The sequence below is a fragment of the Streptomyces mirabilis genome, from assembly GCF_018310535.1.
In the GTDB taxonomy this organism is placed as follows: Bacteria; Actinomycetota; Actinomycetes; order Streptomycetales; family Streptomycetaceae; genus Streptomyces.
Map to the genome: position 1 here is coordinate 7,075,938 of NZ_CP074102.1, position 14,705 is coordinate 7,090,642.

A 14,705-nucleotide genomic window follows, 5' to 3' on the forward strand; every position below is an offset into this window, starting at 1 on the left:
CACCTGGCCGCACGCCGGTCACAGCCAGCCCCGCCGCTTGAAGAGGTGGTACAGCAGGAATTCCAGCGCCGCCATCGCCAGGATCACCGCCGGGTACGACCAGAGCCAGTGCAGCTCGGGCATGTGGTCGAAGTTCATGCCGTAGATGCCGGCGATCATCGTGGGGACCGCGGCCATGGCCGCCCACGCCGAGATCTTCCGCATGTCGTCGTTCTGGCGCACGCTCATCTGCGCGAGATGCGCCGAGAGGATGTCCGAGACCAGCCGGTCCAGGCTCTCCACCGACTCGTTCACACGGGCCAGATGGTCGTTGACGTCACGGAAGAAGGGCTGCGCCTTCTCGTCCACGAACGGCACCCGGGCGCCGGCGGTGCCCGAGCCCGAGAGCCGGGTCAACGGAACGGTCAACGGGCCCGTCGCCCGCCGGAACTCCAGGATCTGCCGCTTGAACGTGTAGATCTTGGACGCGGTGTGCCGTGAACCGCCGCCGCTCGGCGAGAAGACCTCCGCCTCCAGCTTCTCCAGGTCCGTCTGGAGCTCGGTCGCCACCTCCAGGTAGTGGTCGACCGTCGCGTCGGCGATCGAGTAGAGCACCGCCGTCGGCCCGTGCCGCAGCATCTCGGGGTCCTCCTCCAGCCGGCGGCGCACCTGCGCGAGAGGCGAGCACTCCCCGTGCCGGACGGTCACCACGAACGCGTCCCCGATGAACACCATCACCTCGCCGGTGGTGACGACATCGCTCTCCGCCTCGTACGCGACCGGCTTCAGGACCACGAACAGCGAATCGTCGAACATCTCCAGCTTGGGCCGCTGATGCGCCTTGAGGGCGTCCTCGACCGCCAGCGGGTGCAGCCTGAACTCCTCGGTGACGAGGTCGAACTCCTGCTCCGTCGGCTCGTACAGCCCGATCCAGATGAACGCGTCGCCCTCGGCGCGTGCCAGATCCAGGGCGTCGGAGAGGTCCTCGGGGCCCTCCGTCCGGCGCCCGTGGTGGTAAATGGCGCAGTCGACGATCACGGAGGGTATTCTCCCGTCGCCCGGCCGCCACCGCACTCCGGCCGCCGTTGTCCACAGGCCCCTCCGGGTCCCCGAGTCACCCGTTTACGCTGGGCCGCATGCCCACCCTGATTCTCGTACGGCACGGACGTTCGACCGCCAACACCGCTGGGCTGCTCGCCGGCTGGACGCCCGGCGTCGCCCTCGACGAGCGTGGCGCCCAGCAGGCCGCGGCGCTGCCCGGCCGGCTCGCCGCGCTGCCCATCTCCGAAGTCGTCACCAGCCCCCTGCAGCGCTGCCAGGAGACCGTGCAGCCGCTGCTCGACGCCCGCCCCGAGCTGCGCTTGCACACCGACGAGCGGATCGGTGAGGCGCACTACGGCGACTGGTCCGGCCGCAAGCTCGCCGAGCTGAGGGACGAGCCGCTGATGGAGGTCGTACAGGCGCATCCGTCCGCGGCCGCGTTCCCCGGCGGAGAATCGATGCGGGCCATGCAGACGCGGGCGGCCGAAGCGGTGCGCGAGTGGAACGCGCGCGTGGAGCGCGACCACGGCGGCGACGCGGTCTACGTCATGTGCTCGCACGGCGACATCATCAAGTCCCTCGTCGCGGACGCACTCGGACTTCATCTCGACCTCTTCCAGCGGATCTCTGTAGAACCGTGTTCCATCACCGCGATCCGTTACACACGACTGCGTCCTTTCCTTGTGCGCCTCGGGGACACCGGCGACCTCGCCTCCCTGGCGCCGCGCGAGGAGCCCCCCAGCGGCGACGCCCCGGTCGGGGGCGGTGCGGGCGCACCGTGATCGTCGGCCGCAGTAGGGTGAAGCGGTCGAAGCAGCGCAGTAGTTGTCAGCAAGTTGTCAGCAGCCGATGAGGGCCCAGGCAGTCAGCCGGCCCACATGCCGATTCCAATGGAGACAGGACGTGTCCCGTCAGGTGTTCCTCTACGACCCCCCGGACCGTTTCGTGGCCGGTACGGTCGGGTTGCCCGGGCGCCGTACCTTCTTCCTACAGGCCTCCTCAGGCCCCCGGGTGACCAGCGTCGCCCTGGAGAAGACCCAGGTCGCGGCGCTCGCCGAACGCATGGACGAGCTCCTCGACGAGGTCGTACGGCGCACCGGCGGCAGCGCACCCGTCCCGGCCGTGGCCCCCACCGAGGTGTCCGACACCGCTCCTCTCGACACCCCGGTGGAGGAGGAGTTCCGGGTCGGCACGATGGCGCTGGCCTGGGACGGTGACGAACAGCGCATGATCGTCGAGGCGCAGGCCCTCGTGGAACTCGACGCCGACACCGACGAGGACCTCGCCGAGGCCGAGGAAAGGTTGCTTCAGGACGAGGAGAACGGTCCGCCGATGCTCCGCGTCCGGCTCACCGGCGCGCAGGCCAGGGCCTTCGCCAAGCGCGCCCTCGACGTCGTGAACGCGGGCCGGCCGCCCTGCCCGCTGTGCAGCCTCCCGCTCGACCCGGAAGGACACGTATGTCCGCGCCAGAACGGATACCGCCGCGGAGCGTGACCACGGCCGAGCTGCTCGCCCTGGGCGAGCTGAAAGTGCGCGGACGGATCCGTGAGGCCTCGAACGCGGTGCTGTACTGCTCCGTTTCGTACGAGGGCCGGGACGCGTTCTGCGTCTACAAACCGGTCGCCGGGGAGCGGCCCCTGTGGGACTTCCCCGACGGGACCCTCGCCCAGCGTGAGGTGGCCGCGTACGAGGTCTCCGAGGCCACGGGCTGGGGTCTGGTACCCACCACCGTGCTGCGCGACGGGCCCTACGGCGAGGGCATGTGCCAGCTGTGGATCGAGGCCCTGCCCGAGGCCGACGGGGACGGGCTGCTGGCCCTGGTGGAGGCCGAGGAGCCCGAGGCGGGCTGGAAGGCGATCGGCTTCGCCGAGGTCGGCGAGGGGGAGACGGCGCTGCTCGTGCACGCCGACGACGTCCGGCTGCGACGGCTCGCCGTGCTCGACGCCGTGATCAACAACGCCGACCGCAAGGGCGGGCATCTGCTGCCCGCCGGTGAGGGGCGGTTGTACGGCATCGACCACGGGGTCACCTTCAACGCCGAGAACAAGCTGCGCACGCTGCTGTGGGGCTGGGCGGGGGAGTTGCTGACGCCGGAGGCGGTCGAGGTCCTCACCGCCCTGCGGGACGGCCTGGCGCCGGGCGCGCCGCTCGCCACCCGGTTGGCCGAACTCATCACCACCGCCGAGATCGACGCCACACGCGCGCGTGTCGAGGCGATGCTCGCCTCGGGGAAACACCCGGAGCCGAGCGGGGAGTGGCCGGCGATCCCCTGGCCACCGGTGTAGACACCCTCGACCGTCCGAGGGCCGGGCTCACCTCGCACCGGGTACACCGGGTACGCCGACCGGGCCGAGCTCGCGGTGTCCGCGTCGCAGGGGGCGGCAGTCGTGGGTGTGGTGTGGCGCACGTGTGGGGCGTGGGGCGCCGGTTTGGGTGGTGCGCGCCCGTAGCCGCGGCCGGTGGCCGCGAGACCCGCTGCCTCGCGCGTAGCCGGCTCTGGCGGCGCACAGATGCGTGGGGCGGGGCTCGGGCCCGGCGGCTCGCGCTCACGGCGCATGTGAGGGGGCGGACCGTCGGCGGCGGCGCGCGCCCGTCTCGGTGGGTGGCCCTGGGCGGTGGGTTGTGCCGTCGTACGGCGGCCTCACCCCCGTAGGACCCGGTGACGCACACCGTCGGGCGTTGCGCAAGAGGGCCTTCCGCGTCATCAGGGCTGGTCCGGTTCGTATACGGAAGTTCCGTCCGGTTAGGCTCATGACATGCATGCCTGGCCCGCTTCTGAGGTCCCCGCCCTGCCTGGTGAGGGCCGCGACCTCCAGATCCACGACACCGCGACCGGCGGCCTCGTCACACTCGACCCCGGTCCCGTCGCCCGTATCTACGTCTGCGGCATCACGCCGTACGACGCGACCCACATGGGTCACGCGGCGACCTACAACGCGTTCGACCTCGTTCAGCGCGTGTGGCTCGACACCAAGCGGCAGGTTCACTACGTCCAGAACGTGACCGACGTCGACGACCCGCTCCTGGAGCGGGCGGAGCGCGACGGCGTCGACTGGGTAGGACTCGCCGAGAAGGAGACCGCCCTCTTCCGTGAGGACATGACCGCCCTGCGGATGCTGCCGCCGCGGCACTACATAGGCGCCGTCGAGGCGATACCCGGCATCGTGCCGCTCGTCGAGCGGCTGCGGGACGCGGGCGCGGCGTACGAGCTCGAAGGGGACGTCTACTTCTCCGTCGAGTCCGACCCCAACTTCGGCAAGGTGTCCAACCTGGACGCCGCCGCCATGCGCCTGCTCTCCGCCGAGCGGGGCGGCGACCCGGACCGTCCGGGCAAGAAGAACCCGCTCGACCCGATGCTCTGGATGGCGGCGCGGGAGGGGGAGCCCAGCTGGGACGGGGGTTCGCTCGGCCGCGGCCGGCCCGGCTGGCACATCGAGTGCGTCGCCATCGCCCTCGACCACCTCGGGATGGGCTTCGACGTTCAGGGCGGCGGCTCCGACCTCGCCTTCCCGCACCACGAGATGGGCGCCTCGCACGCCCAGGTGCTCACCGGCGAGTTCCCGATGGCCAAGGCGTACGTGCACGCCGGCATGGTCGCCCTCGACGGCGAGAAGATGTCGAAGTCCAGGGGCAACCTCGTCTTCGTGTCGAAGCTCCGGCGCGACGGCGTCGACCCGGCCGCCATCCGCCTCGCCCTCCTCGCGCACCACTACCGCGCCGACTGGGAGTGGACGGACAACGTCCTCGCGGACGCGGTCGCCCGTCTGGAGAACTGGCGGGCGGCGGTGTCGCGTCCCGACGGGCCGTCCGCCGAGGCACTGGTCGAGGAGATCCGCGAGGCCCTCGCGAACGACCTGGACGCACCGGCCGCGCTCGCCGCGGTCGACCGCTGGGCGGCGCTCCAGCGTGAGACGGGCGGTACGGACGAGGGCGCCCCCGGCGTCGTCTCGCGCGCCGTGGACGCCCTCCTGGGCGTGGCCCTGTAGTTCCTCTCGTACGTGTGGGGCGCCGGGCGGTCGTACCGCCCGGCGCCCCTTCGTTCTTCGTTCTCAGAGCGTCACTTGTTCACGATGACGGCCTGCACGGCGTTGCTGTTGGCGTCGTAGACGCCGATGACCTGCTGCCCGTAGGCGAAGGCCTGCTGGACCTCGTCGTGGGTGACCTGGTTGGGGTTCACCAGGGGGCGCCAGGCGTTGTCGATGAACAGGTAGAGGATCGACGGCTGGCCGGGGAGCGGGGTGACCACGTCCCAGAAGTGCTGGGCGATCCCGCTCGTCAGGACCTGCGCCTGCTGCTGTTGCTGCTGCCCGCCGAGCTGCTGGAGCAGCTGCTGGAACGGCTGCTGCTGCCCCATCTGCTGGAGCTGCTGCTGGAGGTGCTGCGGAATCTGCTGCAGCGGGATGTGCTGCTGCGGGTTCTGCTGCTGCGGGTTCTGCTGCTGCGGGTTCTGCAGCTGTCCGAACGGCTGCTGCATCTGCGGTCCGAACGCCATGGGCTGCTGCTGTCCGAACTGCTGGGGCGGTGCCGTGCTCGGTCCCTGCTGCCCCAGCTGGATGCCCTGCTGGTGCCCTTGCTGCTGACTCATCTGCGGGGTGGTGCTCATACGGGTGCCACCTTCCGTGAATCATCGAATGGTTGACTTGCGGCTACGCCCTCGGATACGTCAGCCCGTGACCACCAGGCCGACGATCTCGTCCTCCGAGAACCAGACACGTACGTCGGGCCGTCCGCCCGCGAAGGCGGAGTGCACCGCCTGACGGATCTCGGGGGAGGGGTTGTTGAGGTTGCGCCAGTCACCGGCCACGAACAGCCGGAGCCTGGGCGGGAGTTCGCGCGGGTACGGCAGCAGCTCGTCCCAGTACCGTTCGGCCTGGCCCGAGCCGACCGCCTCCGGCAGCAGACGGGTGACCGCCGCCTTGATGTCCGGCCGGTTGCCGATCCGCTGGGAGGCGGGTCGGCCCGGCGCGTCCTGCTGCGGGGAGCCGGTGGCCCGCAGCACCGCGCGGGCACGCTCCGGGGACATCGGTTCCTGGGCCGCCGCCTTGAGCATGCCCTGCAGCGCGGCCAGGGCGCCGACCACCACCGGGGAGGCGGAGGAGGTCCCGGAGAACGTGTCCGTGTACCAGCCGATCTCCTCGGCACCGCCCTGCAGATCGCCGGGCCGGTCCCAGAAGCCGCCGGTGGTCGTGACCTCGCGCCCCCAGCCCTGTGCGTCCACCCGCGCCCCGTAGTTGGAGAAGGCGAGGCGGGAGCGGTCCGGGCCGTGGTCGCGGCCGTGCGTGCCGGGCGGCGGTGCGCCCGCGCCGACCAGCACCGCGCCGGAGGACGGGTTGGCGGGGTTGAAGGGGTTGCGCCACCACGCGGGGAACTCGGCGGGGCGCCGCTCGTACACCGCGTCGTCGAGCGACTCGGCGCCGTTGCCCGCGGCCGCCACGACGAGCACCCCCTTGGCGGTCGCGTACCGGATGGCCGCGAAGTTGTCGGGCCACCACTCGATCGCGATGTAACCCTGCTGGTCGTCGCGCTCCTCGAAGTCGAACCGCGGCCCTGGGGCGTGCAGTTCGACCAGGATGATGTCACCGGGACCCAGCCGTTCGGCCGCCGCGTGGATCGCGGCCGCCGTGCCCATGCCCTGGAAGGACGCGGCCGCGGTCACCGCGTCCGGCGCGATGCCGGTGATCCCGCGCTCGTCGCGGTCGCCGCCGATCACCCCGATGACGGCGGTGCCGTGGTTGCGCCAGGCGAGGTCCGTCAGCGGGGTGCCGACGACCACGCCCGCGAGCTTCGCGGACAGGTCCTCGTGGCCCAGCTGCCACGCCCCCTCCACATCGATCACCGTCACGCCCTGGCCCGTACCGCCCGGCCGCTGCCAGGCCCAGTGGGCGTCGATGCCCTCGGGCGCCGGCCGCAGATAGCCCTGGCGGCTGGTGAAGTCCGGGGTGACCGGCGCCCCTTCCTTCGTCCGGCGGCCGTCGTCCGGGCCCGCCGAGCCCTGTGCGGTCCGCCCGGCCGACCCCACCGAGGCGGGGACGGCGCCGGGCTTCACGTACGCCGTGTCGATCTCCGGCAGCGCGGCGATCCGTGAACGAAGCTCCTGGGCGCGGCTCTCGACGCCGCGCACCCGGTAGAAGAGCGCGAGGTCGCTTCCGCCCCCGCCGTCCGCCGGCTCGGACTGCCGCAGTCGCTCCTCGCCGCCGAACAGCGGCTCCAGGGCGAGCTGTTCGTCGCTGAGGAACATGTTGAGGGCCGCCACGTCCGAGCCCGCCGCCGAGCGGACGCCCTCGGCGCCGGCGAGCAGCCGGGCCTCGGGGCGTGCGACGACGATCAGCTCCTGCTCGGCTCCCCGGTAGGTGAACCCCGCTCCGTCGGGTCCCGGCCCGGCCGTTCCCGGGCCCTGCGTCGGCTGTACCTGGTCGGTCATCGCGTACCGCTCCTCTCGGTTCGGTCCTGCGGGTGCTGCCGTGTCCCGTCCCCGGGCCGCGCCTTCGGGGCACAACCTGGCACGCCCACGGCGTCTCGTCCACCCCGGTTTCGCCAACTCGGTTTGAAAACAAGTTGAATTGGGAAACCTGTGCAATCCGTCCTGAAACAGATGTCACGCAGCAAACAGGCCAAAGGCTGCGGAGTCAGGTGTCATGTGGTGGGGTGGCAGGGACAGTTGATCGCCGGACCGGTCAACTTCCGGTCCCGCCCGGAAGGACGCACCGTGACATCCACGCACCGTTCGTTCGAAGACCGTCTCAGCCGCCGAAGACTGCTCACCGCCGGTGCCGCGACCGTCGGCACCGTGCTCGCCGGGTCCTCGACCGGCCCGGCCTGGGCAGCGGAGAAGTCGTTACCCACCGTCATACATCTGCCGAACGGCATCCGCCCGGAGGGCATCACCATCGGCGGCGGTCCGTACGCCTACCTCGGATCCATCGCCGACGGTTCGGTCTACCGCGCCGATCTGCGCACCGGACAGGGCCGGACCATCGCCCCGGGGCCGGGTACGGCGGCGGCCGGGCTCAAACTCGACGGCAGGGGGCGGCTGTTCATCGCCGTGGTCGGCACGGGCGCCCGCGTGGTGGACGTCCGTACCGGCGCCGAACTCGCGTCGTACGTCCTCGCCACGGAGCCCGAGACCTTCGTCAACGACGTGGTCCTGACCCCCCGCGCGGTCTGGTTCACGGACTCCTACCAGCCCACGCTGTACGCGCTGCCGCTCGGCCCGGGCGGCGCCCTGCCGGACGCGGCCGACGTCGTACGGCTCCCCCTGAGCGGCGATTGGAGCCAGGTGCCCGGCGCCACGATCAATGCCAACGGGATCACACGGACCCCGGACGGTGCCGCCCTGCTCGTCGTGCAGACCGGGGTCGGCGGCCTGCACCGGGTCGACCCGAGGACCGGAGTCACCCGGCTCGTCGACCTCGGCGACGCGGCGCCCCTCGTCAACGGCGACGGGCTGCTGCTCACCGGCCGGACGCTGTACGCGGTGCAGAACATGCAGAACGCGATCGACGTCTTCCGGCTCTCGCCCGACGGGCGCAGCGGCGTCTTCCAACGCCGCCTCACCGACCCGGACCTCGACGTGCCGACCACCGTGGCCGCGTACGGGGACCGCCTGTACCTGCCCAACGCCCGCTTCACGACCACCCCGACGCCGGACACCCCGTACGACGTGATCGCCGTCGAACGCTGACGCGAGGAGACCTCGGGGTACGGAACGCGGAGGGGCGGTGCGCCAGGTGCGCACCGCCCCTTCCGTCAGCCCGGCTTCCGCCCGCCCGGACGGATCCGTCCGATCGGTCCGCTCAGTCCTCCGGGGAGTCCTCGTCCTCGGTGCCGGTCTCCGGCCGCGGGGACTTCGGGGGCTTCGGACGACCGCCGGGGTTGTCCCGCAGATACGAGGAGCTGTCGCTGCCGTCGGCCGTGGCGTGTCCGCCGGGGGCCGGGCCCGCCGGACCGCCGCCGTCCCGCCGCCGCAGATAGCGCTCGAACTCGCGTGCGATCGCCTCGCCCGACGCCTCCGGCAGCTCCGCGGTGTCCCGGGCCTCCTCCAGCGTCTGCACGTACTCGGCGACCTCGCTGTCCTCGGCGGCCAGCTGGTCCACGCCCAGCTGCCAGGCCCGCGCGTCCTCGGCCAGCTCGCCCAGCGGGATCCGCAGGTCGATCAGGTCCTCCAGACGGTTGAGGAGGGCCAGCGTCGCCTTCGGGTTCGGCGGCTGCGACACATAGTGCGGTACGGCCGCCCACAGCGACACCGCCGGTACGCCCGCGTGTGTGCACGCCTCCTGGAGGATGCCGACAATGCCTGTGGGGCCCTCGTACTTGGTCTCCTCCAGGTCCATCGTGCGGGCCAGGTCCGGGTCGGAGGTGACCCCGCTCACCGGTACCGGACGCGTGTGCGGGGTGTCACCGAGCAGTGCGCCCAGGATCACCACCAGCTCCACACCCAGCTCGTGTGCGAAGCCGAGCAGCTCGTTGCAGAACGAGCGCCACCGCATCGACGGCTCGATCCCGCGGACCAGCACGAGGTCGCGCGGCTTCTCGCCGCCGACCCGGACCACCGACAGGCGCGTGGTCGGCCAGGTGATCTTGCGGACCCCGCCGTCCAGCCACACCGTGGGGCGGTTCACCTGGAAGTCGTAGTAGTCCTCGGCGTCCAGCGCCGCGAACACCTCGCCCTTCCACTCCCTGTCCAGATGCGCGACCGCGGTGGAGGCGGCGTCGCCGGCGTCGTTCCAGCCCTCGAACGCGGCCACCATGACCGGGTCGATCAGCTCGGGAACCCCCTCGAGCTCGATCACCCAGCGCCTCCTTCCGACGTGCCCCTTACGTACGCCCCAACCTTACGGCGTGCCCAGGGGGCCTCCGCAGCCCCCTTGCACGGGGGAGTGAACGGATCACTGCCCCACCGAAGGGCCGGAAACACTCGTGATCGCCGTCATGAACCAGCCCCGAGTCATCCGAGCTGTTTCTACAGGGTGCTGCGCAGCCACTGCTCCACGCTCGCGATGTGCACCGTCGCCCACGAGCGGGCCGCCTCCGCGTCGCGGTCCCGCAGGGCGGACAGGATCGCCCGGTGCTCGTGCAGGGTGCGGCTGACCGCGTCCTCCTGGGTGAGGCCGCGCCAGATCCGGGCCCGGGTGGTCGGTCCCGAGAGGCCGTCCAGCAGCGAGCACAGGACCGAGTTCCCGGAACTCTGCACGATGCCCCGGTGGAACTCCAGGTCGCAGGCGACGAGCTCCTCCACCGAGGGGGCGGCGCCCAGCGCGTCCAGCTGGGAGGTCAGGGCGTGCAGTTGCTGCTCGCTGATCCTCGAGGCTGCCATCGCCGTCGCGGCGGGCTCCAGGATCCGGCGCACGGCGAGGAACTCGAGCACCGTGTCGTCCCGGTGGAAGTCGACGACGAAGCTCAGCGCCTCCAGGAGGAGCTGGGGGTCCAGGCTGGTGACGTACGTGCCGTCGCCCTGCCGTACGTCCAGGATGCGGATCAGCGAGAGCGCGCGCACCGCCTCCCGCAGGGAGTTCCGGGACAGGCCGAGGTCGGCGGCGAGCTCGCTCTCCTTGGGAAGCCGGTCGCCGGGGCGCAGCGTGCCGGAGACGATCATGCCCTTGATCTTCTCGATCGCCTCATCGGTGACTGCCATGGCCGACCTCCCTGTCACTCCGGATGTCGCTGAGTCATCCGATGTCTTGGGCCATTATGTGGGGTCACCAGGCCGAACGGACACACAATCCACGGTCGGATCAGGCGAGAGCCTCCAGATCGGCGAGGGCGGCGGCCTCGTCGAGCGTCGTGAGCACGCGGTCCCGCATCAGGATCCTGCCGTCGACGACGGTGTCCCTCACGTCCGCCGAGTGCGCGGCGTAGGCGAGCGTGGACCACGGGTTGTGCACCGGCCGCACATGGGGCGCGTTCAGGTCGAGGACGATCAGGTCGGCGCGCTTGCCCGGCTCCAGGGAGCCCAGGTGGTCGCCGAGGCCCAGCGCGCGGGCACCCTCGAGGGTCGCCATCCGGACCGCCTGTTCGGCGCCCACGGCCGTGGGATCGCCGGCCGCCTTGTGGACCAGCGCCGCCTGCCGCACCGCCCCCAGCATGTCCAGCGTGTTCGAGCTGACCGCTCCGTCCGTGCCGAGCCCGACCGTCACACCCGCGCTCAGCAGGCGCGGCACCGGAGCGATGCCGCAGCCGAGTTTCAGATTGGAGACCGGACAGTGCGCGACGGAGGTGCCGGTGCGGGCCAGGGCCGCGATCTCGGGTCCCGTCAGATCCACGGCGTGCGCGATCAGCAGATCGGGTCCGAGCAGCCCGAGTGAGTCGAGCAGTTCCACGGGCCGACCGCCGTGGCGGACCTCGACGGTGGCGACCTCGGTCGCGTTCTCCGCCGCGTGGATGTGCAGCAGCGCGCCGAACTCCTGTGCCAGCGCGGCGATGCCGGTGAGCTGATCGGGCGAGAGCGCGTAGGTCGAGTGCGCGAACAGGACGGGTCGGGTGCCGGGCCGAGCCATCGCGCGATCGGCCAGGTCACGGCGGGCCCACGCCATCCGGTCCTCGTACGCGATGCCGTCCGCCGGCTCCGGTACGTCCATGAAGGTCGGCCCGGTGTGCAGCCGCCAGCCCGCCTCCCGGGCGACCCGCTCGGCCGCCTCGTGGAACCAGTACATGTCGAGTGCCGAAGTGACCCCCGCCCGTACGCTCTCGGCGATCGCGGCCCGCACCCCCGCGGCGACGTTCTTCGGTGACAGCAACTCCGCTTCCCAGCGCAGCACCCGCTCCAGGAAGCCCTGGAGCGTGACGTCGTCGGCGCGGCCGCGCAGCAGCGTCATCGCCAGGTGTGTGTGGGTGTTGACGAGGCCGGGCAGGACGAGACAGCCCGTCGCGTCGAGGGTCTCGGCGGCCTCGTACCGCGTGCACAGCTCCTCGGCGGCGCCGACTTCACGGATCTCGCCGTCGCGGACCGCGACCGCGCCTGAGCGTACGAAGGTGCCCGCCTCGTCGACGGTGAGGACGTCCCCGCCGTGGACCAGCAGATCGGCGTGCTCGCTCATGCGGCGCACGCCCTGTCTTCCGCCAGCAGACGCAGTGCTTCCAACGCGACCACCGCACCGCGCTCCACGCCCGTCGCGACGACGTCGCGGTGCGGGTTGTAGCCGCCGGTGTTCTCCTCGTCGACCAGCTCGTCCGCGTTCGCGCCGTCGATCACGAGCACGCCGCCCGCGACGAGACCGCGCAGCGACGCGGTGACCAGCAGCGCGGACAGCTCCATCTCGATCGCCGCGAGGCCCGCGTTGTCGTAGGCGGTCAGCGGGATCAGGCCCGGCTGGAAGGCCGCCCGGGTCCACACGAGACCCCGGTGGTGCGGGGCGTCCGCGGCGCGGGCCGCGCGCTGGAGCGCGAACACCGCCTCGGGGGACGATACCGCCGGGTACTCCGGCGGCAGCAGCTGCTGGGTCACCCCGTCGTCCCGTACGGCCGCCTCCGCGATGACGAGATCCCCGTCCCCGATGCCCGGGCGCATCGCCCCGGCCGTGCCGAACCGCAGGAAGGTCGTGACGCCCGCGTCGGCCAGCTCCTGGAAGAGCAGGATCGCGCCCGGCGCGCCGACTCCGTGCGAGGCTACGGTGACCGGCAGACCCTTCCAACTGCCGCTGAACACACGGTACTCACGGTGGTAGGAGACCTCCTCGACGCCGTCGAGCAGGGCGGCGACGGCCGCGGCGCGCGCCGGGTCGCCGACGACCACGGCGGACGGCGGCAGACCGGTGCGGGGTATCCGGGTGATGGGCAGCAGGTCCTGGGTCATGAGACGGCTCCAGCGGGGGTGGTACGGCGACGGCGGCGGGCCGTCGTGAGGAAGAGGGCGCCGAGCGTGACGACGTACGGCGCGGCGTCGGTCGCCTGCTGGGGCAGGCCGAGGCCCTGCAGACGGAAGCCGGCGGCCTCGGCGAGGCCGAAGAGCAGCGCGGCGAGCAGGACGCCGAGAGGCAGGGCGCGGCCGAGCATGACCGCGACGACGGCGATCCAGCCGCGCCCCGCCGTCATGTTCTCGGAGAACAACGTGACGTTGCCGAGGGCGAGTTGGGCCCCCGCGAGCCCGCACAGGACACCCGAGACGAGTACGGCCGCGTACTGGTACTTGGCCGGGCTGACACCGAGGGTCGCCGCGGCCTGAGGTGCCTCGCCGACCCCGCGCAGGCGCAGTCCCCACACGTGCCGCGAGAGCATCAGCGTGGCCACCGCGACCGCGGCCCAGGCCAGATAGGCGAGTGGCGAGAAGCCACCGATCAACGGCAGTCCGGCCAGTGACGGATCGTCAAAGGTGCCCTGCACACCGAAGACCGTACGCAGCAGGAAGCTGGTCAGGCCGACGGAGAGGAGGTTCATGGCGATGCCCAGAACCACCGCGTCCCCGCGCAGGGTCACCGCGCCGACGGCGAGGATCAGGGAGTACGCGGCGGCGGCGAGCGCGGCCGCGAGGACGCCGAGCCAGGGGCTGCCGGTGAACCAGCTCGTGGTCACGGCCGTGAAGCAGCCCATCAGCATCATGCCTTCGAGGCCGATGTTGAACACGCCCGCCCGTTCGCAGAGCGCGCCGCCGAGCGCGGCCAGCAGGATGGGGGTGAGCGCGCGCAACGCCGACATGAGGAGATCGGAGTCGAAGAACATCAGACAGCAGCCTTCTTCCGGAGCCGGCCGCGCGGGAAGCGCAGCCGGGCCGCCAGGAACACGATGACGATGGCCTGCAGCACCTGCGTCAGTTCACGCGGCACCTCGGTCGTGCGCTCCATCGAGAGCCCGCCGACCTGGAGCACGGCGAAGAAGAACGACGCCAGCACCGTGCCCAGCGGGGCCGCGCCCGCCAGCAGCGCGGCGGTCAGGCCCGTCCAGGTGTAGCCGGGGGCGGTGAGAGCCCCGTCGAGGAAGCGGTACGGGAAGCTCAGTACGCCGATCGCGCCGACCAGCCCGGCCAGCGCGCCCGAGGTGGCCATCAGCCGCAGCGTCAGCCCCCTGCGGTCGACGCCCGCGTACGCGGCGAAACGGGAGTTGAGTCCGGTCATCCGGATCTCGTAGCCGATGGCCGTGCGCCGGTCGGTGAACCAGTACGCGGCCGCCGCCAGCGCGACCAGCAGCAGCCCGACCGTCACGGTCGACGAGCCGAAGGCCGGCAGCGCGACCCCGTCCAGCAGTTGCCGCGTCTGCGGGAGGCTGGAGCCGGGCTCCTTGAGCGGATAGCGGGCCAGGTAGGAGGCGAGCGACGACGCCGGATAGCTGAGCAGCAGGCTGCTCACCAGGAGCGGAACCCCGAAGTGGTTCTCGCACAGGGCGGCCAGGGCGGCATACCCGCCGCCCGCCGCCATGCCCGCGAGGAGCGCGAGGACGACGGTGAGCGGTGCGGGCAGTGGCGCGTACAGCCCGGTGACGGCCGCGGCCATCCCGCCGAGCACCAGTTGGCCGTCCCCGCCGAGGTTGATGAGCCCGGCGCGCAGCGGGATCGCCAGCGCCAGGGCCAGGCCGAGGACGCTGGTGACGGTGGTCAAGGTCGATCCGATGCCGTCGGCGCCGAGAGAGCCGCTCAGGACGGCACCGTACGCGGTGAAGGGATCGGCGCCGGTGCCCACGAGGAAGAGGGCGCCGATGATGACGCCGGCGAGGACGGAGAAGGTGACGGGGGAGCGGAGGGCTCCCGTTATTCGGTTCAT

At 71.8% G+C, this 14,705-nt stretch carries 14 protein-coding genes; 5 read left to right on the forward strand and 9 right to left on the reverse strand.

The genetic code is table 11. From position 1 onward, the window contains the following. Positions 1 to 18: 18 nt before the first annotated feature. Positions 19 to 1,017: a magnesium/cobalt transporter CorA gene (gene corA, locus SMIR_RS31220; protein ID WP_168490203.1), complete on the reverse strand. Its 999-nt coding sequence runs from the start codon at positions 1,015 to 1,017 to the stop codon at positions 19 to 21. 98 nt (positions 1,018 to 1,115) lie between these two features. On the opposite strand from corA, the gene SMIR_RS31225 reads away from it, so the two are divergent. The 4 genes from SMIR_RS31225 (at position 1,116) to mshC (ending at position 5,006) form a co-directional block, all read left to right on the forward strand. Further along, positions 1,116 to 1,802: a histidine phosphatase family protein gene (locus SMIR_RS31225; RefSeq protein ID WP_168490202.1), complete on the forward strand. Its 687-nt coding sequence runs from the start codon at positions 1,116 to 1,118 to the stop codon at positions 1,800 to 1,802. Between the two features lie 121 nt (positions 1,803 to 1,923). Then, positions 1,924 to 2,514 (forward strand): Rv2134c family protein, encoded by a 591-nt coding sequence (locus SMIR_RS31230; RefSeq protein ID WP_101406078.1) that lies wholly within the window; start codon positions 1,924 to 1,926, stop codon positions 2,512 to 2,514. Further along, positions 2,478 to 3,305 (forward strand): Rv2133c family protein, encoded by an 828-nt coding sequence (locus SMIR_RS31235; protein WP_168490201.1) that lies wholly within the window; start codon positions 2,478 to 2,480, stop codon positions 3,303 to 3,305. The genes SMIR_RS31230 and SMIR_RS31235 overlap by 37 nt, the downstream gene beginning before the upstream one ends. Before the next feature lie 471 nt (positions 3,306 to 3,776). Beyond that, positions 3,777 to 5,006 (forward strand): cysteine--1-D-myo-inosityl 2-amino-2-deoxy-alpha-D-glucopyranoside ligase, encoded by a 1,230-nt coding sequence (gene mshC, locus SMIR_RS31240; RefSeq protein ID WP_168490200.1) that lies wholly within the window; start codon positions 3,777 to 3,779, stop codon positions 5,004 to 5,006. A 71-nt stretch (positions 5,007 to 5,077) separates the two neighbouring features. Here the strand turns inward: mshC and SMIR_RS31245 are convergent, their stop codons facing one another. Together SMIR_RS31245 and SMIR_RS31250 are read right to left on the reverse strand one after the other, a co-directional pair. Beyond that, entirely contained in the window at positions 5,078 to 5,623 is a 546-nt protein-coding gene (locus SMIR_RS31245) for a hypothetical protein (protein ID WP_212727664.1), read from the reverse strand. A gap of 60 nt (positions 5,624 to 5,683) precedes the next feature. Continuing rightward, a complete protein-coding gene (locus SMIR_RS31250; protein ID WP_168490198.1) occupies positions 5,684 to 7,441 on the reverse strand; it encodes a S8 family peptidase in 1,758 nt (585 codons plus the stop codon). A gap of 285 nt (positions 7,442 to 7,726) precedes the next feature. Here SMIR_RS31250 and SMIR_RS31255 point away from each other — a divergent pair, with 285 nt between their 5' ends. Then, on the forward strand, positions 7,727 to 8,701 hold the full coding sequence (locus SMIR_RS31255; RefSeq protein WP_212727665.1) for an SMP-30/gluconolactonase/LRE family protein: 975 nt from the start codon (positions 7,727 to 7,729) through the stop codon (positions 8,699 to 8,701). A gap of 112 nt (positions 8,702 to 8,813) precedes the next feature. Here SMIR_RS31255 and SMIR_RS31260 read toward each other — a convergent pair whose 3' ends face one another. From SMIR_RS31260 to SMIR_RS31285, 6 genes are all read right to left on the reverse strand, one after another. Then, positions 8,814 to 9,809, reverse strand: a complete 996-nt coding sequence (locus SMIR_RS31260; protein ID WP_168490196.1) for a PAC2 family protein — start codon at positions 9,807 to 9,809, stop codon at positions 8,814 to 8,816. 170 nt (positions 9,810 to 9,979) lie between these two features. After that, positions 9,980 to 10,651 carry a FadR/GntR family transcriptional regulator gene (locus SMIR_RS31265; RefSeq protein ID WP_054231141.1) on the reverse strand — a complete coding sequence of 224 codons (672 nt, stop codon included), beginning with the start codon at positions 10,649 to 10,651 and terminating at the stop codon, positions 9,980 to 9,982. A gap of 100 nt (positions 10,652 to 10,751) precedes the next feature. Continuing rightward, positions 10,752 to 12,053 (reverse strand): amidohydrolase, encoded by a 1,302-nt coding sequence (locus SMIR_RS31270; protein WP_168490195.1) that lies wholly within the window; start codon positions 12,051 to 12,053, stop codon positions 10,752 to 10,754. Next, positions 12,050 to 12,808, reverse strand: a complete 759-nt coding sequence (locus tag SMIR_RS31275) for a nucleoside phosphorylase (RefSeq protein ID WP_168490194.1) — start codon at positions 12,806 to 12,808, stop codon at positions 12,050 to 12,052. The genes SMIR_RS31270 and SMIR_RS31275 overlap by 4 nt, the downstream gene beginning before the upstream one ends. Continuing rightward, on the reverse strand, positions 12,805 to 13,671 hold the full coding sequence (locus SMIR_RS31280) for an ABC transporter permease (RefSeq protein WP_168490193.1): 867 nt from the start codon (positions 13,669 to 13,671) through the stop codon (positions 12,805 to 12,807). The genes SMIR_RS31275 and SMIR_RS31280 overlap by 4 nt, the downstream gene beginning before the upstream one ends. After that, the gene (locus SMIR_RS31285) at positions 13,671 to 14,705 is read right to left on the reverse strand and encodes an ABC transporter permease (protein ID WP_168490192.1); all 1,035 of its coding nucleotides are present in this window, start codon (positions 14,703 to 14,705) and stop codon (positions 13,671 to 13,673) included. Before SMIR_RS31285 ends, SMIR_RS31280 begins: the two co-directional genes overlap by 1 nt.

Bases quoted from the DNA above. Each gene is read 5' to 3' on its own strand.
- SMIR_RS31245 (WP_212727664.1), bottom strand. From the start codon at position 5,623: ATGAGCACCACCCCGCAGATGAGTCAGCAGCAAGGGCACCAGCAGGGC.
- SMIR_RS31285 (WP_168490192.1), bottom strand. From the start codon at position 14,705: ATGAACCGAATAACGGGAGCCCTCCGCTCCCCCGTCACCTTCTCCGTC.
- mshC (WP_168490200.1), top strand. From the start codon at position 3,777: ATGCATGCCTGGCCCGCTTCTGAGGTCCCCGCCCTGCCTGGTGAGGGC.
- SMIR_RS31280 (WP_168490193.1), bottom strand. From the start codon at position 13,671: ATGTTCTTCGACTCCGATCTCCTCATGTCGGCGTTGCGCGCGCTCACC.
- SMIR_RS31225 (WP_168490202.1), top strand. From the start codon at position 1,116: ATGCCCACCCTGATTCTCGTACGGCACGGACGTTCGACCGCCAACACC.
- SMIR_RS31270 (WP_168490195.1), bottom strand. From the start codon at position 12,053: ATGAGCGAGCACGCCGATCTGCTGGTCCACGGCGGGGACGTCCTCACC.
- SMIR_RS31275 (WP_168490194.1), bottom strand. From the start codon at position 12,808: ATGACCCAGGACCTGCTGCCCATCACCCGGATACCCCGCACCGGTCTG.
- SMIR_RS31265 (WP_054231141.1), bottom strand. From the start codon at position 10,651: ATGGCAGTCACCGATGAGGCGATCGAGAAGATCAAGGGCATGATCGTC.
- SMIR_RS31250 (WP_168490198.1), bottom strand. From the start codon at position 7,441: ATGACCGACCAGGTACAGCCGACGCAGGGCCCGGGAACGGCCGGGCCG.
- SMIR_RS31235 (WP_168490201.1), top strand. From the start codon at position 2,478: ATGTCCGCGCCAGAACGGATACCGCCGCGGAGCGTGACCACGGCCGAG.